This is a genomic window from Ruegeria sp. YTSC004 (assembly GCF_059609805.1).
On the sequence record NZ_JBXWMJ010000008.1, the window covers coordinates 24,301 to 46,551 of the forward strand.

At 58.4% G+C, this 22,251-nt stretch carries 26 protein-coding genes; 16 read left to right on the top strand and 10 right to left on the bottom strand.

Translation table 11 applies throughout. From position 1 onward, the window contains the following. Complete coding sequence (locus AC2FFP_RS14790) at positions 1 to 999, bottom strand: asparaginase (RefSeq protein WP_496881195.1); 999 nt, start codon at positions 997 to 999, stop codon at positions 1 to 3. A 178-nt stretch (positions 1,000 to 1,177) separates the two neighbouring features. Here AC2FFP_RS14790 and AC2FFP_RS14795 point away from each other — a divergent pair, with 178 nt between their 5' ends. The 5 genes from AC2FFP_RS14795 to AC2FFP_RS14815 all read left to right on the top strand — a co-directional run bounded on the left by AC2FFP_RS14795 (position 1,178) and on the right by AC2FFP_RS14815 (position 4,703). Next, positions 1,178 to 1,711: an invasion associated locus B family protein gene (locus AC2FFP_RS14795; RefSeq protein WP_058272619.1), complete on the top strand. Its 534-nt coding sequence runs from the start codon at positions 1,178 to 1,180 to the stop codon at positions 1,709 to 1,711. A gap of 173 nt (positions 1,712 to 1,884) precedes the next feature. After that, positions 1,885 to 2,052, top strand: coding sequence for a hypothetical protein (locus tag AC2FFP_RS14800; protein WP_496881196.1), 168 nt, complete (start codon positions 1,885 to 1,887; stop codon positions 2,050 to 2,052). Between the two features lie 147 nt (positions 2,053 to 2,199). Continuing rightward, a complete protein-coding gene (locus AC2FFP_RS14805; protein ID WP_496735532.1) occupies positions 2,200 to 2,577 on the top strand; it encodes a lysozyme inhibitor LprI family protein in 378 nt (125 codons plus the stop codon). 79 nt (positions 2,578 to 2,656) lie between these two features. Further along, on the top strand, positions 2,657 to 3,844 hold the full coding sequence (rlmN, locus tag AC2FFP_RS14810) for a dual-specificity RNA methyltransferase RlmN (protein WP_496844691.1): 1,188 nt from the start codon (positions 2,657 to 2,659) through the stop codon (positions 3,842 to 3,844). Between the two features lie 232 nt (positions 3,845 to 4,076). After that, positions 4,077 to 4,703 (top strand): cytochrome P460 family protein, encoded by a 627-nt coding sequence (locus tag AC2FFP_RS14815; protein ID WP_496881197.1) that lies wholly within the window; start codon positions 4,077 to 4,079, stop codon positions 4,701 to 4,703. A 7-nt stretch (positions 4,704 to 4,710) separates the two neighbouring features. On the opposite strand, the gene AC2FFP_RS14820 is transcribed toward AC2FFP_RS14815, so the two are convergent. Further along, positions 4,711 to 5,055 carry a hypothetical protein gene (locus AC2FFP_RS14820; RefSeq protein WP_496844688.1) on the bottom strand — a complete coding sequence of 115 codons (345 nt, stop codon included), beginning with the start codon at positions 5,053 to 5,055 and terminating at the stop codon, positions 4,711 to 4,713. After that, positions 5,052 to 5,969, bottom strand: a complete 918-nt coding sequence (locus AC2FFP_RS14825; protein WP_496881198.1) for a DnaJ C-terminal domain-containing protein — start codon at positions 5,967 to 5,969, stop codon at positions 5,052 to 5,054. Before AC2FFP_RS14825 ends, AC2FFP_RS14820 begins: the two co-directional genes overlap by 4 nt. A 152-nt stretch (positions 5,970 to 6,121) precedes the next feature. Here AC2FFP_RS14825 and AC2FFP_RS14830 point away from each other — a divergent pair, with 152 nt between their 5' ends. Next, entirely contained in the window at positions 6,122 to 6,511 is a 390-nt protein-coding gene (locus tag AC2FFP_RS14830; RefSeq protein WP_113791816.1) for a hypothetical protein, read from the top strand. Here the strand turns inward: AC2FFP_RS14830 and AC2FFP_RS14835 are convergent. Both AC2FFP_RS14835 and AC2FFP_RS14840 read right to left on the bottom strand, forming a co-directional pair. Then, complete coding sequence (locus AC2FFP_RS14835) at positions 6,506 to 7,606, bottom strand: cystathionine gamma-lyase (protein ID WP_496779451.1); 1,101 nt, start codon at positions 7,604 to 7,606, stop codon at positions 6,506 to 6,508. The genes AC2FFP_RS14830 and AC2FFP_RS14835 overlap by 6 nt on opposite strands. 3 nt (positions 7,607 to 7,609) lie before the next feature. After that, entirely contained in the window at positions 7,610 to 8,452 is an 843-nt protein-coding gene (locus AC2FFP_RS14840; protein WP_496768644.1) for an LOG family protein, read from the bottom strand. Positions 8,453 to 8,531: 79 nt separating this feature from the next. Here AC2FFP_RS14840 and AC2FFP_RS14845 point away from each other — a divergent pair, with 79 nt between their 5' ends. From AC2FFP_RS14845 to dapD, 3 genes are all read left to right on the top strand, one after another. Further along, entirely contained in the window at positions 8,532 to 9,449 is a 918-nt protein-coding gene (locus AC2FFP_RS14845) for a threonine/serine dehydratase (RefSeq protein ID WP_496881199.1), read from the top strand. A gap of 44 nt (positions 9,450 to 9,493) precedes the next feature. Then, positions 9,494 to 10,093 carry a GntR family transcriptional regulator gene (locus tag AC2FFP_RS14850; protein ID WP_058279708.1) on the top strand — a complete coding sequence of 200 codons (600 nt, stop codon included), beginning with the start codon at positions 9,494 to 9,496 and terminating at the stop codon, positions 10,091 to 10,093. A gap of 109 nt (positions 10,094 to 10,202) precedes the next feature. Further along, positions 10,203 to 11,030 (top strand): 2,3,4,5-tetrahydropyridine-2,6-dicarboxylate N-succinyltransferase, encoded by an 828-nt coding sequence (dapD, locus tag AC2FFP_RS14855; protein WP_496768641.1) that lies wholly within the window; start codon positions 10,203 to 10,205, stop codon positions 11,028 to 11,030. Positions 11,031 to 11,087: 57 nt separating this feature from the next. Here the strand turns inward: dapD and AC2FFP_RS14860 are convergent, their stop codons facing one another. After that, on the bottom strand, positions 11,088 to 11,423 hold the full coding sequence (locus tag AC2FFP_RS14860) for a cupin domain-containing protein (protein ID WP_496881200.1): 336 nt from the start codon (positions 11,421 to 11,423) through the stop codon (positions 11,088 to 11,090). Between the two features lie 114 nt (positions 11,424 to 11,537). Here AC2FFP_RS14860 and AC2FFP_RS14865 point away from each other — a divergent pair, with 114 nt between their 5' ends. Next, a complete protein-coding gene (locus AC2FFP_RS14865; protein ID WP_058279829.1) occupies positions 11,538 to 11,882 on the top strand; it encodes a DUF8846 family protein in 345 nt (114 codons plus the stop codon). Here AC2FFP_RS14865 and AC2FFP_RS14870 read toward each other — a convergent pair. Beyond that, the gene (locus tag AC2FFP_RS14870) at positions 11,879 to 12,937 is read right to left on the bottom strand and encodes a transporter substrate-binding domain-containing protein (protein ID WP_496768639.1); all 1,059 of its coding nucleotides are present in this window, start codon (positions 12,935 to 12,937) and stop codon (positions 11,879 to 11,881) included. The genes AC2FFP_RS14865 and AC2FFP_RS14870 overlap by 4 nt on opposite strands. Positions 12,938 to 13,146: 209 nt before the next feature. Here AC2FFP_RS14870 and dapE point away from each other — a divergent pair, with 209 nt between their 5' ends. From dapE to rnr, 3 genes are read left to right on the top strand one after another with little or no spacing between them, the layout of a single operon-like run. After that, positions 13,147 to 14,286, top strand: a complete 1,140-nt coding sequence (dapE, locus tag AC2FFP_RS14875; RefSeq protein WP_496881201.1) for a succinyl-diaminopimelate desuccinylase — start codon at positions 13,147 to 13,149, stop codon at positions 14,284 to 14,286. A gap of 3 nt (positions 14,287 to 14,289) precedes the next feature. After that, on the top strand, positions 14,290 to 14,865 hold the full coding sequence (locus AC2FFP_RS14880) for a TIGR04282 family arsenosugar biosynthesis glycosyltransferase (RefSeq protein WP_496768635.1): 576 nt from the start codon (positions 14,290 to 14,292) through the stop codon (positions 14,863 to 14,865). A gap of 46 nt (positions 14,866 to 14,911) precedes the next feature. After that, positions 14,912 to 17,173: a ribonuclease R gene (gene rnr, locus AC2FFP_RS14885; protein ID WP_496844684.1), complete on the top strand. Its 2,262-nt coding sequence runs from the start codon at positions 14,912 to 14,914 to the stop codon at positions 17,171 to 17,173. Here the strand turns inward: rnr and AC2FFP_RS14890 are convergent. Together AC2FFP_RS14890 and AC2FFP_RS14895 are read right to left on the bottom strand one after the other, a co-directional pair. Beyond that, positions 17,164 to 17,550 carry a DUF1801 domain-containing protein gene (locus AC2FFP_RS14890; RefSeq protein WP_496881202.1) on the bottom strand — a complete coding sequence of 129 codons (387 nt, stop codon included), beginning with the start codon at positions 17,548 to 17,550 and terminating at the stop codon, positions 17,164 to 17,166. The two genes, rnr and AC2FFP_RS14890, sit on opposite strands and share 10 nt — an antisense overlap. Next, entirely contained in the window at positions 17,537 to 18,325 is a 789-nt protein-coding gene (locus AC2FFP_RS14895; protein ID WP_496844682.1) for a glutathione S-transferase family protein, read from the bottom strand. Before AC2FFP_RS14895 ends, AC2FFP_RS14890 begins: the two co-directional genes overlap by 14 nt. Position 18,326: 1 nt before the next feature. On the opposite strand from AC2FFP_RS14895, the gene AC2FFP_RS14900 reads away from it, so the two are divergent. From AC2FFP_RS14900 to AC2FFP_RS14910, 3 genes are all read left to right on the top strand, one after another. After that, complete coding sequence (locus tag AC2FFP_RS14900) at positions 18,327 to 19,040, top strand: helix-turn-helix transcriptional regulator (RefSeq protein WP_496844680.1); 714 nt, start codon at positions 18,327 to 18,329, stop codon at positions 19,038 to 19,040. A 71-nt stretch (positions 19,041 to 19,111) separates the two neighbouring features. Then, positions 19,112 to 19,258, top strand: coding sequence for a hypothetical protein (locus AC2FFP_RS14905; protein ID WP_496844710.1), 147 nt, complete (start codon positions 19,112 to 19,114; stop codon positions 19,256 to 19,258). A 10-nt stretch (positions 19,259 to 19,268) separates the two neighbouring features. Then, a complete protein-coding gene (locus AC2FFP_RS14910) occupies positions 19,269 to 20,402 on the top strand; it encodes a lytic murein transglycosylase (RefSeq protein WP_496881203.1) in 1,134 nt (377 codons plus the stop codon). 389 nt (positions 20,403 to 20,791) lie between these two features. Here the strand turns inward: AC2FFP_RS14910 and AC2FFP_RS14915 are convergent, their stop codons facing one another. Next, on the bottom strand, positions 20,792 to 22,189 hold the full coding sequence (locus AC2FFP_RS14915) for an aspartate aminotransferase family protein (RefSeq protein WP_496881204.1): 1,398 nt from the start codon (positions 22,187 to 22,189) through the stop codon (positions 20,792 to 20,794). Between the last annotated feature and the right edge of the window lie 62 nt (positions 22,190 to 22,251).

A 22,251-nucleotide genomic window follows, 5' to 3' on the forward strand; every position in this document is an offset into this window, starting at 1 on the left:
TTAGCCGGGGAACCCCGGCGCAGGCCTGATTACGCCGCATTCCAGCCCGCGACGGCTGTATTGCGTGGCATTCATGAATTTGCGGGTGGCCGGGTGATCGGCCTCCAGCACACCAAGGCTTACCAGAATCGCGGCGATTGCGCATTCGCTGGCGCGGGTGGTGCCATCAGTGATTTTCAGCGCAACACCCATTCGTTTTTCCGGGATGATGGCAATGAACACCGCCTCAGCCCCTGTTTTGATTGCAGCGCGGCCATCCATAGCGCGCATCAGTTCTGTACAGGCGCGGCTTTCGCCCGCCACCAGTTCGGGGTGCTTGATCATGGCCGCCGTAAGCTGTTGCGCTGCGTCGCTGGCACGGTCCGACCGGTCAGCGGCCGAGGCAAACCACGCCATCGAACGCGCCAGTCCCACCAGTGATGTCGCAAAGTTCGGGGCCGAACATCCATCGATTCCATAGGCAGGACTGGTTTCTCCAGTGGTATCTTCCAGCGCGGACAGGCAGGCTTGCTGTACGGGGTGGTCGATCTCAAGGTATTCCGGTCCCGCGCCCATGTGCAGTGCGACCGTCAGAAACCCGCAATGTTTGCCCGAGCAATTGTTGTGGATCTGGCAGGGCGTGTCATCGGCAATTATCAGCCCGTCGCGCGCGGCCATGTCTTGCGGTTCTTGCGGACCGCAGCGCAGATCGTGTTCGGTCAAGCCCAAGTGATCCAGCCAGGCAGTAACCCTGTCGGTATGGATATGTGCGCCGCTATGCGAGGCACAGGCGAGGGCCAGATGCTCGGAGTTCAGGCCATATTTGGCGGCTGCACCCGATGTGATCAGCGGCAGCCCCTGGATCATTTTTGCAGAAGACCGAGGGTAAATCACCGCGTCCGGATCGCCCCAACTGCGTACGATATGACCGCTGTCGTCGCAGATCACTGCGTGGCCCAGATGCAGGCTTTCCAACAAGGGGCCTCGCCATAGTTCTGTCATTGGTACCGGCTGCGTCATCTGGCCCCTCCATTATATGCGCAAAAATCTGCCAATCGCCCTTTCGCCTGTGGCGAAACCTGCGTTAGTGTGTGTATGTCGACAATCATCGGAATACGCAACTTACAGACGAACCGACAGAGTTCGTATGCGGTCTCGATGGGTATGAGGTATTAGGTCGAGCTAGGAGGCTGGACAGATGGGATTAAAACTCGTCCGCACAATTGCGGGTCTGTGCGTGGCAGGAATGGCCACAACCGCAATCGCTCAGCAGGCGACCAGCACCAATCGGGTTGCTGCGAAGACCGACTGGAGCGTTTTTGTGGAGAAAGATCCCACAGAGTGCTGGAGCGTATCCGCGCCCAAAGAGACTGTGAACACCAAAGGCGGACGCGTGGTTTCGGTGCGCCGCAGCGACATCCTGTTGTTCGTGTTCTACCGCCCGAATGCCGAAGTCAAAGGTCAGGTGACCTTTACCGGCGGCTATCCTTTCGCGGCAGGATCGACGGTCACCCTTGAGATTGACGGCACCGAGTTCGCTTTGATCACCGAAGGTGAATGGGCCTGGCCGGCAACCGAAGGCGAAGACCTGAAGGTCGTCGCAGCGATGAAGCGCGGCACCGAGGCCGTTCTGACCGCCCGGTCCGAGCGCGGAACCCAGACCAAAGACACGTTCTCGCTGTTGGGTTTCAGTGCTGCGATCGAAGACGCCGAAAAGCGCTGCACCCAATAAGCAAGGACAACAGGTTTACGCAGCCCCGTCATTTGGCGGGGCTTTTTCGTGGGCGATCATACGTGTGATCTGAAATTTACGCTACGTCCACCCCTCCCCAATTTGATCCGCATCAAGGCAAGCGATCCATTTTTCTGAACCAATTAGTTCAAATATATGGAAGGAGCTTATCCATGCTGAACAAACCTCTTGCTGCCATGTTGGTGGTCGCCGCCGTATTTCTGAGCGCATGTGAAAAAAACAACGAAACCTATCCGGTTTCTGGCGAGCAATGCGGCCCGAAAGATCCCGTGCAAACTTTGGACGCGGATGATTGCGACATCCTGCCAGCAGGGATCTGATATGTTTACCTGATCTGATTCCTCGCAATCGCAATGCAGATAGTTCGGTCGCATCGGTTTGGCCTTTGCGGCCGACTTGCAATTGGGACTATGGCGCAACGCGTGCTACGGTGGCCTCATACAAGGATTCATATGTGGAAACGGATAATGCGTTACGTCTTGATTGCAGTGCTTTTCTCTTCGACCGCGTGGGCAGATCCCAGCCTGGAATGTTTCGACGCAGGTTCGCAGGTCGAAATCGGAGCCTGCGTTGGGGAGATGGAGAAACGCGTGAATATGGCTGTTGAGGCAAGCTATGGCTTCGCCATGCAGTCCGCAGTTGAGTTGGACGAGGTCACAGACCGTGTGGTCGCACAACCGGCACTTGAGGCGGCACAAGAGGCTTGGGGCAGGTATCGCGACGCGCAATGTGAAGCAGTGGGTGCTTCATACGGCGGCGGCTCTGGCACCGGTATCGCCATTGCATCCTGCCGCGTCGATCTGGGCCGGGCGCGCGCGGATGAATTGCTGCGCATGGCAAATTAAATGATACGAATTCTTTTGATCTTTGCGCGCGATCCTATATAGAGGCGCATCCCAAGCCCGAATTCGTTGAGATAGCAACATGTCGCCCAAAGCGCCGATCACTCAAGATGTCATGACCATCCCCCGCAAATTGCCCGAGGGGAAGATCAACCTTGTCGGGTTGACCCGTGATCAGTTGCGTGACGCTCTGATCGAACATGGCACGCCGGAAAAGCAGGCCAAGATGCGGACCGGGCAGATCTGGCAGTGGATCTATCAATGGGGCGTGCGCGATTTTGCCGAGATGACCAACCTCGCCAAAGCGTATCGTGCGCAACTGGCTGAGAAATTCGTTGTGGAAATCCCCGAAGTCGTGACACGGCAGGTGTCCGAAGACGGCACGCGCAAGTACCTGTGCCGCATCGCGGGTGGCCATGAGGTCGAGGTTGTCTACATCCCCGAAGAGGATCGCGGGACGCTGTGTATCTCGTCTCAGGTTGGCTGCACGCTTACCTGTTCCTTCTGCCATACGGGCACGCAGAAACTGGTGCGCAACCTGACGGCGGCGGAAATCGTCGGTCAGGTGATGATGGCCCGCGACGATCTGGACGAATGGCCGACCCCTGGTGCGCCAAAGGACGAAACACGCCTGCTGTCGAACATCGTTCTGATGGGCATGGGTGAGCCGCTTTATAACTTCGAAAACGTGCGCGACGCGATGAAGATCGCCATGGATCCCGAAGGGATTTCCCTGTCGCGCCGTCGGATCACCCTGTCGACGTCCGGCGTGGTGCCGGAAATTGCGCGCACAGCTGACGAGATCGGCTGTTTGCTGGCGATCTCGTTCCACGCGACAACGGATGAAACCCGCGATTTTCTGGTGCCCATCAACAAGCGCTGGAACATCCAAGAACTGCTGCAGGCATTGGCAAATTATCCCAAGGTGTCCAATTCCGAGCGGATTACTTTTGAATACGTGATGCTGGATGGTGTGAATGATAGCGACGAAGATGCGCATCGCCTGATCGACCACATCAAAAGCCACAACATTCCCGCCAAGATCAACCTGATTCCGTTCAACGAATGGCCCGGCGCGCCTTACAAGCGCAGCTCGAATAACCGCATTCGGGCGTTTGCGAACATTATTTATCAGGCAGGCTATGCCTCTCCCATTCGCAAAACACGTGGCGAGGACATCATGGCGGCATGTGGTCAGTTGAAATCGGCCACAGAGCGCGCGCGCAAGTCGCGGAAGCAGATCGAAGCCGAAGCGGGATTGCAAAGCTAACACACCCAGCTTTCGTGCAAACTACGCCAAGAAATTAATGTTCTGGCCGCTGTTATTTGTATGCAAAATTTGATATGTTTTGGGGGCTGAAACCGGCTGCCTAGGCTTCACACTTGCGCACAAAGCAGTGAGAGTCGCATTCCGGTCGTGGCGCGTTTGTTCATGGCCGCTATCATTTTAGACGAAACTTGCGGCGTTCAGGCGAACCTTTTGAACCAGGTGGGCCAAATAAATGTTTGTACGATTTTCAAGACTGTTTCCGACATCTCTTGCGGCTTTGTTTGTGGTGGGGCTTGCTGCGCATCAGGTTGGCGCTCAATCCAGTGGTGAGGATGCTCACCTTGCCATTGAAAATCCTGCCGAGCTGTCCAAAGAAGAAGCCTTGGGCATCTACAAGTCCCTGCAGCGCCGGATGGAGCGTGGCTATGCCGCCGCGCAGTTGGATTTGTTGATGAATTATCAGGCATGGCCGCTGTTCAACGACGCGCCTTACATCTCGGCAACCCATGGGCAGCGCTATGTGAACAGCTATGCCAACCGCATGGCGCACAACTATGGCACTTTGGCCGAGGGTGAAAAGCTGCCGAAGGGGTCAGTGCTGGCCAAGGACAGTGTCACGGTCACCGACGAGGGCAACGTCCATCCCGGTGCCCTGTTCGTGATGGAAAAACTGGCACAAGGTACCAGCCCGGAAACAGCGGACTGGCGTTACATCATGGTGATGCCGGATGGGTCCCTGTTTGGTGACACGATGGGCGCGCGTTCGGACGCTGTCGTCTATTGCCATGATTGTCACGAAGCGGTGGCTGATCGGGATTACACGTTCTTTGTTCCCGAAGAGTATGTCGTCGGCAACTAAGCGCGGGTCACTTGCGACCGAACCGCGCCGCACCGATCACCTCGATCAATGTCTGACGCACCGGCTCCGGTTGCGTTTCTACCGCATTCAGAACCTCGCGTAACTCGGCCCGAAGGCCGTGCATCTGGTCGATCAGTGAGATCATCATCGACAGCGCATCAGGCTCCATCTCGTATTGGTCGTGCAGCTCGCATGCCAGCTCCAGCCGCGCAACGTCAAGGGTGTGATACACCAGTCCCTGCTCGGTTTGCTCGGGAATGACGATCTCGGCAGCCAGGTATTCGGTCAGGCGGGTCGAGGTCAGGCGGGTGACGGTTGCGATCAGCTGCTCCTCGGTCAGGGTGCGGGTCATGACGGCATTCCTTTCCGCGGATCATAGCTGTGGGTTTCGCGCCATGTCTCCATGAATTGCTTCAGATCATCATCAATTTGGTCCGGCATGTACACGGTCAGTTCGATCAACTGATCCCCGCGATCAGACGAGCCGCGCTTCTTAACTCCCTTGCCACGCAAGCGCAGGGTTTTACCGCTGCTGGTTCCAGCCGGGACACTGACATTGACGCCACCGTCAATCGTGGGGGCAGGAACCTTGCCACCCAGAATGGCCTCATCGATCGTGATCGGTAGTGTGATATGAATATCGTCGCCCTTGCGATCAAAGACCGGATGCTTTGCCACTGACACAGTGACCAAAGCATCGCCGGGCGGGCCTTCGCCAAAACCCGGATCGCCTTTGCCGCGCAGGCGGATGGTTTGTCCATCGGTGATGCCCGCAGGAATCTTCACCTCGATCCGGTCACCATCTGGCAGCGTCAGCTTTTGGCTGGCGCCGAACACCGCGTCCAGAAAACTGATCTGCAGATTGTAAGCGCGATTGTGCCCCGGTGCGTGAAATTCGTGCGTGCGCTGCTGGTATCCTCCGCGGCCCCGCATGAATTCGGCAAAGATGTCTGACATGTCATCGGGGTCTGCTGCGCGCCCACGATAAGGATTCCCGGCGGCCTCGGCATATTCGCGATAATACTGCTGCTGGGGACGTTCCTGACCCGAGGCATCAATCTCACCACTATCGTACCGCGCGCGCGTGTCCGGGTCTTTCAATAGGTCATAGGCCGACGCCGCGTCTTTGAACTTGGCCTCTGCCTCGGCATCCCCGGGCTTGAGATCCGGGTGGCATTCTTTTGCAATGCGCCGATATGCCTTTTTGATCTCGGCGGCGCTGGCGTCTTTGGCGACGCCAAGGATGGTATAGGGATCGTCGCTCATCTCACCTCTCGCGGGTCGGTCTGAACAGGATGAATGTGTTTTATCATGCGATTTCAATGACCCAAAAGGAAGTGGCTTTTGAAACCGCTCGCAAATTCCTTCGGGTCTGTTAACATCTGCATGTTTCTAACTGATCACTCACGGAGAACCCCATGACGCGCAGAATAAAATCCGCACTGGCCCTGTTGGCCGGGAATGCCATCGGGTTGTTGCTTGCAACGCTGTTGTTGTCGGGGTTTGCGATCAAGCCGATTTCATTCATCGTCGTGGTGATCGTGTTCACACTGGTGCAGGTGGTGGCCGAGCCGCTGATCCTGAAACTGGGTGAGAAAAAAGCCCCCTCGATCAAAGGTGGGATTGCCTTGATCGTGACGTTCGTCGGCCTGTTGGTGACCGATCTGATTACGGCCGGGTTGACCGTTGGCGGCGTTGCCAACCTGTTGGCGGCGACTCTGCTGGTTTGGCTAGGCGCACTGATCGCCAGCATTGTGCTGCCGATCTATGTGTTCACCGAACTGCGCGAGCCTAAGAAGAAATCATAACGCGTTCAGGCAGGTTTCCATCGCCTGCCACAGTTCATCCGTTGGTTCGCAACCTATTGAAAGACGAATAAAGGCTGGATCGACATCATCGCCCCAGCGTGCGCGTCGTTCGGCAGAACTGTGAACACCGCCGAACGATGTGGCCGGTCGCAGCATCGGGCAGGTGTTGATGAAAGTTTCGGCCTTTTCCTCGGTCTCTAACGTGATCGACAACAAGAACCCGAACCGGGACGTCTGCGCTTTGGCCAGAGCATAGGACGGGTCATCCGACAGGCCGGGATAGCGGATCTGTTTCACGGCCTCATGTTCTGCCAACCGTTCCGCGAGCACTTGCGCCGATGCACACATCCGGTCGAAACGAACGTCCAGCGTTTCCAACCCGCGATGCAGCAGCCATGCCTCATGCGGGCCGGGGATCGCGCCGGAAACGCGCCGCCATTCTTCGACCCGTTCCATGATCTGCGCGTTGCGGCTGGCGACATGACCCATTAGCAGGTCCGAATGTCCGCCCATTGCCTTGGTATCCGAAGCGACCACCACGTCGATGCCCAAATCCAACGGGCGTTGACCCAATGGGGTCATCGTTGTGTTGTCGGCAATCGTGAGACCGCCCGCCGCGCGAACGGCAGTGGCGATCGCGGGCAGGTCCATCATATCCAGACCGGGGTTCGAGGGGCTTTCCAAAAAGACCACGTCAAACCCGTCGAACCCGCCTTCTGCGAACGCCGTCGTCGGACGCTCAGTAACGGAGACGCTCAGATTGGATAGGAACCGATCGGCCAGCAATCGTGTGACATAATACCCGTCCGAGGGGATCAGGATATGGGACCCGGCTTTGACCGTCGCGAACAAAGCGGCAGAAATCGCCCCCATGCCTGACGGAAAGGACAGACAGGGCGCGTCTTCCAGATGCGCCAACACATGTTCCAGATGCACCCATGTCGGGTTGTCGACCCGTCCATAAGTCGGATGCCCGTCCGGTGCGCCGGGCAGATGGTACATGCTGCTTTGCGTCAGCGGCAGGGCCACCGGATCGCCCTTGTTCAGCGCGTTCCCGCGCAGGTGCAACATCTCACCGGTCTTTGGCGGCTTCATGTCTCAGCGCCCCGGAATTTCATCGCGGGGTGGGGCCGGTTCCCAGTTTTCAATAATATCGACCGCCTCTTGCGCGGTATCCACGAAGCGGAACAGGTCGAGATCCTCGTCCGAGATCGTGCCCGCATCGGCCAGCGCCTCCCAGTTGATGACTTTCTCCCAGAACTCACGGCCAAACAGCAGGAAGGGCACACGCTCCATCCGGCCAGTCTGGATCAGGGTCAGGGATTCGAACAACTCGTCCATGGTGCCGAACCCGCCGGGGAAGATCGTGATCGCGCGGGCGCGCATCAGGAAATGCATCTTGCGAATGGCGAAATAGTGGAAGTTGAAGCTGAGATCCGGCGTCACATATTCATTGGGCGCCTGCTCATGCGGCAACACGATGTTCAGACCTATCGAGCAACCGCCCGCATCCTGCGCGCCACGGTTTCCAGCCTCCATCACGCCGGGGCCACCACCGGTGACAATAACGTTTTCCCGGCAACCGGTTTCGTTGGACTTTTCGGTCATCAGGCGGGCAAACTCACGCGCTTCGTCATAGTATTTTGACAATCCCGCCAATGTATCCGTCCGCGCGGTGTGTTTTTGCGCGGGTTCCGGAATGCGCGCGCCACCGAACATGACGATGGTCGAGGTGATCTCGCGCTCGGTCATGATCATCTCGGGCTTCAGCAATTCCAGCTGCAAACGCACGGGGCGCAGCTCATCCCGGCACAGGAAATCATCGTCGGCAAAGGCAAGGCGATAGGCGGGTGAGCGCGTCTGCGGCGTGTCCGGCACCTCGCTCGCGGTCGAGCGGTCAGTCTGGGCGTCGCGGAAAGGGCTGAGGCGGTCTTCTCTCATGGGTGATGGTTCCCTGCTTGCGTGTTCATAAAACAGCTATAGGGTTCGCGGGCAGAGTGCCAGTCACGGAAGAACAAGAATGAATTGGAAGAGTGAAGTTTCAGCCGCAGCCAACCGGATCGATGGCTATGCGCAGGTGACACCGGTGATTGAAATCCGCGTGCCCGGATTGGATCATTCGGTCGAAATGAAGCTGGAGCACATGCAGCATACTGGCAGCTTCAAGGCGCGTGGGGCGTTCAATACGCTGCTCAGTTTGGACGTGCCCGAGGCTGGCGTTGTGGCAGCATCTGGCGGCAATCACGGTGCGGCGGCGGCGTATGCGGCACAAACGTTGGGATATCCGGCCAAGATTTTCGTGCCAGACCTTGCCGGACCATCCAAGATCGCCCTGATTGAACAGACGGGCGCAGATCTGACAGTTGTACAGGGTGAATACGCTAACGCGCTGAGCGAGGCCAAAGCGCATGAGGCAGCAACCGGGGCGATGCAAATCCACGCCTATGATGCACCGGCAACCGTAGCAGGGCAGGGCACGTGTTTTGCCGAATGGGAGGCACAGGGACTGCAGGCTGACACCATTCTGGTTGCTGTGGGCGGCGGTGGCTTGATTGGCGGGGCTTTGGGTTGGTTTGATGGCGCTCGGAAAGTCGTAGCAGTCGAACCGGAAACCTCCTGCGCGCTGAACGCGGCGCTGCAGGCGGGTGAACCGGTGGATGTCTCGGTCTCGGGGATAGCAGCCAACGCGCTGGGCGCGCGGCGGATCGGAGGGATTTGTTTCGATCTTGCGCAGGGAATGACATCTGTTCTTGTCTCAGACGAGGCGATTGCAGCCGCGCAAAAGGCGCTGTGGCGGAACCATCGCGTATTGGTCGAACCGGCCGGTGCGACCGCGTTGGCGGCTTTGACCTCAGGTGTTTACAAGCCAGAACCGGACGAACGCGTGGCGGTTCTGGTTTGCGGGGGAAATATTGCCCCGGACCCGCTGATGGGGTGAATTATCGACTTGTGGAAGGTGGTTAAGGATTTTATCGATAATCTATGACCACTACGATCGCCGACACAATTTACCAAAATCTTAGACAGAAGATTATCACCGGTGAACTGCTTGCCGGTGAAAAGTTGCGTCAGGATCACATCGCGCGAGCCTTTGAGACCAGTCATGTACCGGTGCGTGAGGCTTTGCTACGTCTGGAAGCGCACGGGTTGGCCCAAAGTGAGCCGCGCCGCGGTATGCGTGTTTCGGCGCTGGACCCGGCAGAAGTGCGCGAAGTGGTTGAAATGCGTGTCGCGCTTGAATCCCTGGCCTTGCAGCATTCGGTACAGAATATGACGCCTGGCGCGCTCAAAGAGGCGGATGACGCTCGGATCGCCTGTGATGCTGCGCAAACGATGCCCGAGTGGGAAGCGTGCAACCGTACCTTTCATCGCTCGATCCTGACGCCGTGCGGGTTGCCACGCCTGCTGCATGCAATCGATGACCTTCATATCGCCGGCGCGCGCCACCTGTTTGCCCATTGGCGTCCCAAGTGGGTACACCGTGCGGATGGTGATCACGCAGCCATCGTTCAGGCGCTCAAGCGCAAGGACGCGGCCACGGCGACGGCCATTCTGACCCGCCATATCCGCCGCGCCAGCTGAACACAGGTCAAGCTAGCCGCAAATCGTACCTTCTGCGTCGCATTGCACCGCGAGATGCAGTTGCGTATAGGCCAAACAAACGTGAACAGATTCTGCAGGGAGCCATCCGATGTCCAACGCGCAACTGGAAACCGCTATCGAAGCCGCCTGGGAGGCGCGCGACACCATCACGCCCGCCACCACCGGCGAACAACGTGAAGCGATCGAAGACACACTGAACGCGCTGGACAGCGGCACGTTGCGGGTTGCTGAAAAGCTGGAGAGCGGCGATTGGCATGTGAACCAGTGGGCCAAGAAGGCGGTTCTGCTTGGCTTCCGCATCAAGGATATGGAAATCCAGACCGGTGGTCCGCAGGACGGCGGCTGGTGGGACAAGGTGGACAGCAAGTTCGCCGGTTGGGGTGAAAACCAGTGGCGTGCCGCTGGTTTCCGCGCGGTGCCGAACTGTGTCGTCCGTAAATCCGCCTATGTCGCACCCGGCGTGGTTCTGATGCCGTCCTTCGTGAACCTGGGCGCCTATGTCGACGAAGGCACCATGGTCGACACTTGGGCCACCGTTGGTTCCTGCGCGCAGATTGGTAAAAACGTACACCTGTCAGGCGGTGTTGGCATCGGCGGAGTTTTGGAGCCAATGCAAGCTGGCCCGACCATCATCGAAGACAATTGCTTTATCGGCGCACGCTCGGAAGTGGTCGAAGGCTGCATCGTGCGCGAAGGCTCGGTTTTGGGAATGGGCGTCTTTATCGGCAAATCCACAAAGATCGTGGATCGCGAAACCGGCGAAGTCACTTATGGCGAAGTGCCGCCCTATTCGGTTGTTGTCGCGGGCTCGATGCCATCCAAGAACAACGTCAACCTGTATTGCGCCGTGATCGTAAAGCGCGTGGACGAGAAGACCCGTTCGAAAACCGGGATCAACGAACTGCTGCGCGACTAAATCAAGTGCGGATTTGAAACGGGGCTGTAGCGTATCTCGCTGCAGCCCTTTTTTTGTTTATCCTTTGACTGGATAGCGGTCGGGTTCCTCAAACACGTCGATCACGCGGCTTCCGGCTTTGATTTTCCCGCCGTGTTCAACACCAGACGGGATCGAGTAACTGTCGCCGGGGCGATAGGTCTTAGTTTCTCCGCCTATTGTCAGTTCAACCTCGCCCTCGACCACCGTGCCCCATTGCGCCTTGTGTGAATGCGGTGGCAGTTCGAAATCTTTTAGGAAGGAGAAGAACGCAACCAAACCCGCATCTGATCGGACGACGGCGGTCTGAACCACATCCTCGGGGAATGGCACGTCGAGGCTTGGGAAGTCTGTGATGAAATCTGGGTAGGCCATGAAAAATCCTTTGCATTTTTAAATGGGTTTTCGCGGGTACTATGGACGCGCTTGCAGCTTCCCGCAATTCCCGGCTGCTTGACCGCGGACAGACGCGCAGCTATGGCCCCCTGCATGGAAAAGCAAAAGAAACCGTCCCGTCAGCAAGTTTATACATTGCTCGTTCAGATTGGCCGCAAAGAAGGCGACGGCTTGCCCGAAGGCGCGACCGGAGCGGCGCTGATGTGTTTTGCCAGCGGTGTGGATGAGGCCGAGGCCGTGCGTGAAACCGTTGCGATTCTGAAGCAGGCCGACACCGCGCCACTGGACGTCACCGGCTATGGAACTCTGGCCGAGCGTGAGGCGCAGGGGCACGACATCGACCCGGACGAACGCGACCTGATGCAGCGGGCCTTGGACGAAAACGCCGTTATCGTGGCGCAAATGACGCCGTTTTTCGGGGATGAAGAACCGGCTTAGTTCCGGACCCCGAACCATTTGCGATAAATCTCGTCATAGGTGCCGTCTTCGCGCAGCGCCAACAGGGCCTGGTTCACGTCCTCGACCAATGGTGATCCGGTCGGGAACGCGATCCCGTAATTCTCTCGCAGAAAAACACCGCCAGTCATCGATGCGATCCGACGTCCTTCATGCGCCGCGTAATAGGACAGGATCGGCGCGTCAAAGACAACGGCGTCCAACTCCTTATCTTGGAATGCGGTCAGCACATCATCCAGGTTTTCATAACCGGAAAACTCGATCTCGCGTCGGTTCAGGAAGTTTGCGGCAGTCGAGTTCGAGATTGTGCCCACCTGTTTGCCATAAAGATCGTTGACCGAGTTCACGTTGCCGCTGATGGCATCCACGGTCATGACCGACGTGATCCGCGCCGTGAAAACCGATACGATGAACAGTGAGGACACAACCAGAACCACGCCCAGCAACCGTCCGAACGGAGTGCGCGGCATGCGTTCCTCGAACCCGCCGTTGACCACAAGATTCAGCGCCCACCAGAATGACGGGAACCATGCCTCATTCAGCTTACGGTCGAAATAGGGCTGGGCCCGACGCTCAAACCCCCACATCAGCATCCCGCCGCCAAGCAGGATCGCAAAGGCCAGTCCGATGGCGATGAACAATTCAACGGACAGCAAAGCGTGCAGCAGCGATGGTCTGCGCGCTGCATCCGATGGCACCATGATCTGCAGACCGGCCTCGAATATGGGCTGGCTGAAATCCATCTGCGTTTCACGCGCAGCCGTGATCGAGATGTTGGCCACAGCCAGGTCCGCGGTTCCATCCTGCACAGCACCCAGCATATCGCTGAAGGCCTCGACCCTGGTGACCGAGTAGTCCCAATTCAGTGCCTCGGACAAGGCTTGTAGCAGGTCCATTGAAAAACCGGTTTGAGCCCCGTCCTCGACATAGGAAAACGGGGGGCGGGTCACGGTCGTGACCGAAAGCGTCTGCGCCTGGCTTTGCTGTGCAAGAACGGCGAAAGTCAGGCAGATCCAAACGAGAAGCGCACGTATCATCGTCAATTCACCTGTTTCGCGGCCCTCTAACGCAGATTTGAAAGGCACGGCAAGGTGGCCGCAAGGTAAACCGCCATGTTTTATTGGGGTGTCATTTCAAGACTCGCGAAAAAAAGCGCCCGGAATCCGGTGGCGAGGGGTTGGCAATTGGTCCAATTCGTTGAATCTGTGCACGATCCCGCGATTGAACCAACCAAAAGGGCCCAGAAATGACAGATCCGGTGAAGTTGACGGCGGACCTGATCCGTTGCCCATCAGTCACACCTGAGGAAGGTGGCGCGCTTGTGTTGTTGGAGAAGCTTCTGTCCGACGCAGGCTTCGACTGCACCCGCGCGGACCGGGGCGATGTCAGCAATTTGTACGCGCGCTGGGGGCCGATAGCCCATCCGCGCAGCTTTGGGTTCAACGGGCATACTGACGTTGTCCCAGTGGGTGACGAAGCAGCCTGGACGATGCCCCCGTTCGGTGCAGAAATCCGCGAAGGTGTGATGTATGGGCGCGGGGCCACAGACATGAAATCCGGCGTGGCGGCCTTTGCGGCGGCCGCTGTGGATTTCGTGCGCGACTCCCCCCCGAACGGGGCGATTATTCTTGCGATCACGGGCGATGAAGAGGCGGACGCAGTGGATGGCACTACGGCACTGCTTGATTACATGTCCAAGGCCGGAGAACGCATGTCTGCCTGTTTGGTGGGTGAGCCGACATGCCCAAACACAATGGGCGAGATGATGAAAATCGGGCGGCGTGGTTCGATGACCGCCTGGTTCACGGCGACCGGTGAGCAGGGGCATTCGGCCTATCCGCACCGGGCCAAAAACCCTCTGCCCGCCATGGCGCGTTTGATGCATCAGCTGGCCAGCCACGAACTGGATCAGGGATCGGACCATTTCGATGCCTCAACCCTGGCCGTTGTGAGTATTGACACGGGCAACGCAGCTACCAACGTGATCCCGGCGCAATGTACCGGCGCCGTGAATATCCGCTTTAACGATCTGCACTCGGGCGCCAGCATCAGTGAGTGGTTGCAGGCCGAAGCCAAAGCCGTGGCTGAAACCTACGATGTCGCGATCGACGTCCGGATCAAGATCTCAGGCGAGAGCTTTTTGACCCCGCCCGGCCCCCTGTCTGATCTGGTCGCGAAAGCGGTCGAGACCGAAATCGGTGTGCGCCCCGAGATGTCGACAACAGGTGGCACATCTGATGCGCGGTTTGTCAAAGACCATTGCCCAGTGGTTGAGTTCGGCCTTGTTGGCCGAACGATGCATCAGGTCGATGAATGCGTCGAGGTGGCGCAGATTGAACAGCTCAAGGCGATCTACACGCGTATCCTTCAGGACTATTTCGCCTGAACCATGCAGCGCACATTGGTCATCATGGTGAAAGAACCCCGCCCGGGTCGGGTCAAGACACGGTTGGGGCGCGACATCGGCATGGTTGGTGCCGCGTGGTGGTTCCGCCATCAGACACGCGCGCTGATCCGGCGATTGCGGGACCCACGCTGGCAGATTGTGCTTGCCGTTGCCCCGGATCGCGAAGGTCTGACCAGCCGCATCTGGCCTGTTGACCTGCCCCGCGCGGCGCAAGGGCACGGCGATCTGGGCGATCGTATGGGGCGTATGCTACGCGGGATGCCACATGGACCGGTCTGTCTGATCGGCGCTGATATTCCCGGGATCACATCGCAGCATGTCGCACGGGCCTTCAAGGAATTGGGGCGTTCGCAATTCGTTTTTGGCCCTGCGCCGGACGGAGGCTATTGGCTGGTAGGGGCCCAACGATACGGGGCGTTGCCGAACAACTTGTTTCGCAATGTGCGCTGGTCTACCGAAACCGCCCTGGCCGACACTCTGGCTTCGGTTCCGGGGTGTCGTGTCGGATTGCTGGACCATCTGCGCGATGTTGACACGGTGGCAGACCTGAACCCCTGAGCTTTTTGATCATGACGCCGTCGCATACCCATGATAGGCCGGAAGTATGACTCGGATACCCACCAAGCAGGAGGTCCTCGATTGGATCTCGGCGAACCCCACCCTGACCTCGAAACGCGATATCGCTAAAGCCTTTGGTATCAAGGGCGCGGACCGGATCGATCTGAAACGCATTCTGAAAGAGCTAGAGGCCGAGGGGCATCTGGAAAAGCGCAAGCGCAGCTATCGCGACCCGGACCGCCTGCCACCGGTCAGCGTGCTGCAGGTGAAGGCTCCGAATGCGGATGGCGACCTGTTCGCGCGGCCCTTGGAATGGCATGGCGAAGGGGTCGAGCCGATCATTCTGCTCATCACCCGTGCCAGCGATCCTGCGCTGGGCGAGGGCGACCGCATTCTGGCCCGCCTCACGGTTGTGCATGAAGAAGACCACAATTACGAAGCACGCCTGATCCGACGTGTCGGGACGAACCCGCGCAAGATCGTGGGCATCTTTCGCAAAGGTGCGGAAGGCGGACGGATCGTGCCCATCGACAAAGCCGGTCAGACCGAATGGCTGGTTGCTGATGGGGCCGTATTGGGTGCCAAGGATGGAGAATTGGTCGAGGCTGAACAGGCTGGGCCAAAGAACCGAATGGGCCTGCCGCGCGCGCGCATTGTGGAACGGCTGGGCGATCCGTCTGCACCCAAGGCCGTTTCGCTGATCGCCATCCACCAGCATGGCATTCCGGATGATTTCCCCGACAAGGTGATTGACGAAGCTGACAAGGCCAAACCCGTGGGGCTGAAAGGCCGCGAAGATCTGCGGGACATGCCGCTGCTGACCATCGATCCGTCAGATGCGCGGGATCATGACGATGCCTGTTACGCCCATGCCGACGATGACCCCAAGAACCCTGGCGGGCATGTGATCTGGGTCGCCATCGCCGACGTCGCCGCCTATGTGCAGCCCGGTACCGCGCTGGATCGTGAGGCGCGCAAGCGCGGCAACTCCAGCTACTTCCCGGATCGGGTGGTGCCAATGCTGCCGGATCGCCTCTCTGGAGACCTGTGTTCGCTGCACGAAGGCGTTCCGCGCGCCTGTATCGCTGTTCGAATGCAGATCGATGCGGATGGAAACAAGATTGGTCATCGCTTTGTACGTGGTCTGATGCGCTCGGCCGCGTCGCTGCACTATGCCGAGGTGCAAGACGCAATAGACGGCAATATCAACGACCGCACAGGACCTTTGTTAGAGCCTGTCTTGAAACCGCTCTATTCCGCTTATGCCTCGCTCAAGAAAGCGCGGGCGGAACGGCAACCGCTGGAGCTGGATTTGCCCGAACGCAAGATCGTTCTCAGCGACACGGGCGAGGTTCAAAGTGTGGCCTTCCGTGACCGGCTAGATGCGCACAAGCTGATCGAGGAGTTTATGATCCTCGCCAATGTCGCCGCCGCCGAGACCCTGATCGCCAAACGCCGCCCGCTGCTGTTCCGCGTCCATGAAGAGCCGGCACCTGAGAAACTGGAAAGCCTTCGTGAAACAGCTCAGGCCGCCGGTCTGAACTTGGCCAAAGGGCAGGTGCTGCAGACACGCCACCTGAATGCGCTGTTGAACGCGGCCGCCGGGACCGAGGATGCAGAGCTGATCAACCTGACCACCCTTAGGTCGATGGCGCAGGCCTATTACAACCCCGAGAATTTTGGCCATTTCGGGTTGGCATTGCGCAACTACGCGCATTTCACCTCTCCAATCCGCCGCTATGCCGATTTGATCGTGCACCGAGCGCTGATCACGGCGCATGGCTGGGGTGACGACGGGTTGACCGAGGATGAAATCGCGCGCCTGGATGAAACGGCCACGCATATCTCGGACACCGAACGCCGCTCAATGATGGCCGAGCGAGATACGACGGATCGCTACCTTGCCGCCTATCTGAGCGAGCGTGTGGGCAATGAATTCTCAGGCCGTATCAGTGGCATTGCCCGGTTTGGCGCATTTGTGAAGATGGATGAAACCGGTGCGGATGGGCTGGTCCCCGTCCGATCACTGGGGCGCGAGTTTTTCCATTTCGACCGCGAAGCGGGAACACTGATGGGATCAGACACCGGTTTGATCATCGCCATCGGCCAGCGTGTCACCGTGCGCCTGACCGAAGCCACGCCGGTTACCGGAGGGCTAGAGCTGGAGCTGCTGTCTATCGATGATCAGGCCCTACCGCGGGGACGGGGCGGACCCACCAAGCGGGGTGCACGGCGCAAGGCAGTCAGCACCAAGCGCAAGAAGGACAAGATCAAGCGCAAGGTCGAGCGCAAACGCCGTCAAAGGTGATACGTTAGCGCCCGAGCAATCAGCCAGCCGTGGCGGGTTTCGTCGATCTGATCCGGGTCATCAAACAAGATGGCCCGATTGCCATCGATCCGATCTTCGCCCGGAAAGGCGGTGCTGAAATCGCCCATCAGCCGGCTTTGACAATGCACGAACAGTGCAAAGGATGCCGCTTTGTGCCCGCCCAGCCGGATGGTTGACCCTTTGGGCGCCAGGTAGGCGGGTTGACCCCACCGCAGTACTTCATTCAATGGCTGGGCTTTAGGCAAAGTCCCGGCTGTTGAAAACACCAGTTCACGCAAAGCAATCACGCCCGAACGCGTATATTCGGGGAATGCTTCAAAGGCGGCCTGAACGGCGGGATCATTAAATGGTGTCATGCAGCGGTATCGCCTGTTCCATTCGGTCGATGTAATCGTTGAGCAGCCTATCCTGTTTGATCCGCCGGGTCAGCGGGGTTTCCGCTGGTGTCGCGCGCATTGCGGCCAGCATTGGCCCAACGCTCATATCTGCCGAGGTCGGCTTGTCACCCAGAAGGTAGGGTGATTGCCACAGATAGGCGGATACCGCTTCAAGGTCCCGCTCTAGCCGATCCCGTCGCTCGACAGGTGAGAAACGGGCGACACCCTGGAACCCCAGGCCCTGAACAACCTTTTTCCGGATGGAGTTCGAAACAGGTGTGCGGATCAAAGCGGGAATGACCGAAAAGAAAGTGTCGCGCAGAATTGGCCAGACCTCGTCATTGGCCCATCTGTCCATCACGACCTGAAAATAGATATGTTCCTCTGCCATGCGGATCAGCGTCCGTGCCTGCGCCTTTTGTATGTCGCTTAGCCCAGCGTCGAAGTTTGCGCCCTGCGCCTCAAGCCAATCGCGGATCAGGTCGCTGTCCGGGACAAGACGCTCTGGCGTGCGCAGAACCGGCAGTTTCTGATGGGGCATCTTGCGGGGGTCCAACATATCAGACCGCTGCCAACGCTGGCCCGCGTGTTCCAGCATGTAAGCAGCCTTGACGCAAAAGGGGCTGGCGCTGAACAGGCCAAAGGCCGAAGGGTAAATCATAAGGGTCAACATCGGAGGCTCCAAATTCGGGATGCCCGAGGAATAGCTTTGCCTGATGACAGTTTCTGTCATCAGGTTTAGATTAATCTGCACTATGTCCCGAACCGCCCGCCTGTTCCAATTGATGCAAGCCTTGCGCTCTGGTCCTTCGCCGAAGACGTCCCGGCAACTGGCGCAGGATCTGGGCGTCTCGCCGCGCACCGTCCATCGCGACATTGAGTCGTTACGCGGGCTTGGGGCGGTGATCGACGGTGAGGCCGGTTTTGGCTTTACCCTGATCGAAGACGCAACACTGCCGCCGCTTGGATTCACAGATGATGAGCTTGAAGCGCTGGTGTTGGGGTTGCGAGAGGTTCAGGCCATTGGCGACCCCGGTTTAGCGGATGCGGCGGGCAATGCGTTACGAAAACTTCAGGGACGCCTACCCCAGCGTCAGTCGCACCGCCTGACCCATGCCGTGTTGACAGCGACGCGGTTTGATCGCCCGGCCAAGCCCACCATCACGGTCGGGGACTTGCGACAAGCCACGTGGGATGAGCGCACGATCGAGTTCGCCTACACGGACGCCAAGGGCGATGACACCCGTCGTAAGGTGAACCCACTGAGTATCGTCTATATGGATCGCTCCAACGTTCTGATTTCCTGGTGCCATCTGAGGCAGGATTTCCGCGTCTTTCGGCTGGACCGGATACGCGAAATGTCCGTGACAGATGAAAGCTTTAGGCCGAACCGTATCCCTTTGTTACGCGAGGCCCTTGCCAAGATCCGCGCACAGCACAAAGCAAAAGATCGCGAAGGGTCAAGCTGAACGCTTTGGAAAATTCCAATTCTGCGGTATTCTGAGGTTGAGCAGAAACCAGGAAAATTCGGAATGCGTAAATGCATAAGTGGCGTTATGACCGCCGCATTATGGGCATCCATCGTGCAGGCGGAATCTATCAATACTCTGGGCGGATCACAGGCCATACAGCTGGCGTCAGCTGGCGTGGCGATATCCATCCGGCCAGTTTTACGACCCTCAGCTAAGGAGTACCGGGTGTCGACGGAAGGAAACGCGCGGTTCCAGGCGTGGCTTGGAGCATTTCGTGAACGGGCGTCCGAGCAGGGGATATCAGCCTCAACACTGGACAGGTCGCTGGCAGGTTTGACCTACGATAAGGACGTGATCAGGCGCGACCGCAACCAGGCAGAGTTTTCGAAACCCCTTTGGGAGTATTTGGATTCTGCCGTCTCGGACACGCGCATCAGAAACGGCCGGGCGGGGTTGGAGAGCCATCGCGACGCACTAACCCGCATCGAAGCCATGTACGGCGTCGAAAAAGAGGTTGTGACAGCGATTTGGGGGCTTGAGACCTCGTTCGGGACCTATCGGGGCAGTGATCACACGATCCGATCACTGGCGACATTGGCGTTTGACGCACGACGCGCGCAGTTTTTCGAAACCCAGTTGATCGCCGCATTGCAGATCATTCAGGCGGGCGACGTCAGCCCGCGCAATATGGTGGGTAGCTGGGCTGGGGCGATGGGGCATACGCAGTTCATGCCAACCTCATTTCTGGACCACGCAGTTGATTTCGACGGGGATGGGCGTCGCGATATCTGGTCGGACGATCCAACCGATGCGCTGGCCTCGGCCGCCGCCTATCTGGCGCGGCATGGGTGGACCAAGGGGCAGCCGTGGGGCGTTGAGGTGACCCTGCCCAAAGGGTTCGACTATTCCACCGCAAGGCGGGATCACACATTGATGCCCTCACAATGGACCGCACGTGGCGTGGTGGCGGCGAGTGGCGCCCACATTTCGGATCACGGACAAGCGGCAATTCTGTTACCCGCCGGAGGGCGGGGCGTCGCGCTGATGATCTTCGACAATTTCAAGGTGATTGAGGAATACAACGGTGCCGACGCCTATGTGATCGGGATAGGACACCTGTCTGACCGTCTTGCAGGACGGGGGGCGTTCCAAACCGAATGGCCGCGTGGTGACCGGGTGTTGAGTTTCACCGAGAAAAAGGAATTGCAATCCCGCCTGACCGAGGCTGGCTTTGATACCCAAGGCGTCGACGGGCGCACAGGGCCAAACACAGTCAAAGCTGTTCGGGCTTATCAATTGGCGCAGGGGTTGCTGCCAGACGGATACGCCAGTCTGAACCTCTTGGAAGCGTTGCGGTGACAATGTAGGGGCGTTGATCTATTGCCTGGGTATGCACTGCGGATACTCTCTCAGGTATTGGCTGTGCAACCTCCCGACTACCGGCACTCACTACGATAGACGGGAGGTGGACCCAGCAGAAGAGCGGGTCGCGACGCCGGTAGAGGTAATACAATTAACCGAGTCGCATTCGCATACTTGAATCTGAATTACATCAAATCAAGATATTTATCGCGCGATAAATTTTTGGTTGTCGCGCGATACAAAATTACTTCTTTTTACCGCTCGATTTGATCGAAACTAGTTGTGTTCAGGAATTGAGCTGTATCGATTGACGGGCAATTGCGACTCAGAAAGTGGGAAGGGGCGCATCCAGTGCGCCCCTTAAACCTGAATAGTAGCAATTTGGGCTATGACGCCGCCTTCATCAGACCCTGCGCGATGATCTCGGCCTGCGCCTCGTCCAGTGACTTGTGAATCCGCACGAACATCTCGTCGATTTCCGCAGGGGTCAGGACCAGCGGGGGTGAGATGATCATCCGGTCACCCACATGGCGCATGATCAGGTTGTTGGCAAAACAGCGGTCGCGGCAGATGTAGCCGACCGTACCGGGCTCGGACGCGAATTTGGCGCGGCTGGCCTTGTCCGGCGTCAACGCGATCGAGGCCATCATGCCGACGATCTTGGCCTCACCGACGAGTGGATGATCAGCCAGGGCCTCCCACTTCTCTTTCAGATAGGGGGCGGCCACGTCGCGGACGTGGTCGACGATGCCTTCTTCTTCGAGGATGCGCAGATTCTCTAGCGCGACAGCCGCCGCAACCGGGTGGCCGGAATAGGTATAGCCGTGATTGAACTCGGTGCCGCCGATCACCTCGGCAATCTCGTCATTCACGATGGATCCACCGATGGGCGCGTAACCCGAGCTGAGTCCCTTGGCGATTGTCATGATATGCGGTTTGATACCAACGGTTTCGGACCCGAACCAGTTGCCTGTGCGTCCAAAGCCGCAGATCACCTCATCGGCGATCAACAGGATATCGTATTTGTCGCAAATGCGCTGGATCTCGGGCCAGTAGGTATCGGGGGCAACGATCACCCCGCCCGCACCCTGCACGGGTTCGGCAATAAAGGCTGCGACACGGTCTTCGCCCAGTTCCAGAATGGCTTCTTCCAGCTCACGCGCGCGGGCTAGGCCAAATTCTTCCGGCGCCATGTCGCCGCCTTCGGCCCACCAGTTCGGCTGGTTGATGTGGTGGATGTTCGGGATTGGGATGCCGCCTTGCGCATGCATGCCCGCCATACCGCCTAGCGAGGCGGAACCGACAGAGGACCCGTGATAGGCATTGTGGCGGCTGATGATGATGTTCTTGTCGGGCTGACCCTTCTCAGCCCAATAGGTGCGAACCAGACGAATGTTGGTGTCATTTGCCTCGGACCCGCCCGCCGCGAAGAACACGTGGTTCAGATCCCCCGGCGCCAGTTCCGCAATCTTGGCAGCCAAAGCGATGGCCGGAATATGGGTCGTTTTGAAGAACGTGTTGTAATAGGGCAGTTCACGCATCTGACGGGCCGCAACGTCGGCCAGCTCATCGCGACCGTAACCGATATTGACGCACCAAAGACCCGCCATGGCGTCCAGAATCTCTTCGCCTTCGCTATCGGTCAGGTACACGCCTTTGGCACGAGTGATGACACGCGCACCTTCCTCGCCCAATGATCCGTTGGCCGAAAACGGGTGCATATGATGCGCCGCATCCAGCGCCTGCAATTCGGCGGTTGGCATGTGATTGGTGATGGTCGACATCAGAGAATCTCCTGCAAAAGGCGGTTACCTGTCACAATATGATCAAATTTTTTGCTGTCAAT

Excerpts from the sequence above, each read along its gene's own strand:
- rnr (WP_496844684.1), top strand. The coding sequence starts at position 14,912 with ATGACTCGGATACCCACCAAGCAGGAGGTCCTCGATTGGATCTCGGCG.
- AC2FFP_RS14865 (WP_058279829.1), top strand. The coding sequence starts at position 11,538 with ATGGAAAAGCAAAAGAAACCGTCCCGTCAGCAAGTTTATACATTGCTC.
- AC2FFP_RS14915 (WP_496881204.1), bottom strand. The coding sequence starts at position 22,189 with ATGTCGACCATCACCAATCACATGCCAACCGCCGAATTGCAGGCGCTG.
- AC2FFP_RS14850 (WP_058279708.1), top strand. The coding sequence starts at position 9,494 with ATGACCACTACGATCGCCGACACAATTTACCAAAATCTTAGACAGAAG.
- dapE (WP_496881201.1), top strand. The coding sequence starts at position 13,147 with ATGACAGATCCGGTGAAGTTGACGGCGGACCTGATCCGTTGCCCATCA.
- AC2FFP_RS14905 (WP_496844710.1), top strand. The coding sequence starts at position 19,112 with ATGCATAAGTGGCGTTATGACCGCCGCATTATGGGCATCCATCGTGCA.
- AC2FFP_RS14835 (WP_496779451.1), bottom strand. The coding sequence starts at position 7,606 with ATGAAGCCGCCAAAGACCGGTGAGATGTTGCACCTGCGCGGGAACGCG.
- AC2FFP_RS14795 (WP_058272619.1), top strand. The coding sequence starts at position 1,178 with ATGGGATTAAAACTCGTCCGCACAATTGCGGGTCTGTGCGTGGCAGGA.
- AC2FFP_RS14820 (WP_496844688.1), bottom strand. The coding sequence starts at position 5,055 with ATGACCCGCACCCTGACCGAGGAGCAGCTGATCGCAACCGTCACCCGC.
- AC2FFP_RS14900 (WP_496844680.1), top strand. The coding sequence starts at position 18,327 with ATGTCCCGAACCGCCCGCCTGTTCCAATTGATGCAAGCCTTGCGCTCT.
- AC2FFP_RS14825 (WP_496881198.1), bottom strand. The coding sequence starts at position 5,969 with ATGAGCGACGATCCCTATACCATCCTTGGCGTCGCCAAAGACGCCAGC.
- rlmN (WP_496844691.1), top strand. The coding sequence starts at position 2,657 with ATGTCGCCCAAAGCGCCGATCACTCAAGATGTCATGACCATCCCCCGC.
- AC2FFP_RS14880 (WP_496768635.1), top strand. The coding sequence starts at position 14,290 with ATGCAGCGCACATTGGTCATCATGGTGAAAGAACCCCGCCCGGGTCGG.
- AC2FFP_RS14805 (WP_496735532.1), top strand. The coding sequence starts at position 2,200 with ATGCGTTACGTCTTGATTGCAGTGCTTTTCTCTTCGACCGCGTGGGCA.
- AC2FFP_RS14860 (WP_496881200.1), bottom strand. The coding sequence starts at position 11,423 with ATGGCCTACCCAGATTTCATCACAGACTTCCCAAGCCTCGACGTGCCA.
- AC2FFP_RS14815 (WP_496881197.1), top strand. The coding sequence starts at position 4,077 with ATGTTTGTACGATTTTCAAGACTGTTTCCGACATCTCTTGCGGCTTTG.
- AC2FFP_RS14830 (WP_113791816.1), top strand. The coding sequence starts at position 6,122 with ATGACGCGCAGAATAAAATCCGCACTGGCCCTGTTGGCCGGGAATGCC.
- AC2FFP_RS14890 (WP_496881202.1), bottom strand. The coding sequence starts at position 17,550 with ATGACACCATTTAATGATCCCGCCGTTCAGGCCGCCTTTGAAGCATTC.
- AC2FFP_RS14800 (WP_496881196.1), top strand. The coding sequence starts at position 1,885 with ATGCTGAACAAACCTCTTGCTGCCATGTTGGTGGTCGCCGCCGTATTT.
- AC2FFP_RS14845 (WP_496881199.1), top strand. The coding sequence starts at position 8,532 with ATGAATTGGAAGAGTGAAGTTTCAGCCGCAGCCAACCGGATCGATGGC.
- dapD (WP_496768641.1), top strand. The coding sequence starts at position 10,203 with ATGTCCAACGCGCAACTGGAAACCGCTATCGAAGCCGCCTGGGAGGCG.
- AC2FFP_RS14840 (WP_496768644.1), bottom strand. The coding sequence starts at position 8,452 with ATGAGAGAAGACCGCCTCAGCCCTTTCCGCGACGCCCAGACTGACCGC.
- AC2FFP_RS14870 (WP_496768639.1), bottom strand. The coding sequence starts at position 12,937 with ATGATACGTGCGCTTCTCGTTTGGATCTGCCTGACTTTCGCCGTTCTT.
- AC2FFP_RS14790 (WP_496881195.1), bottom strand. The coding sequence starts at position 999 with ATGACGCAGCCGGTACCAATGACAGAACTATGGCGAGGCCCCTTGTTG.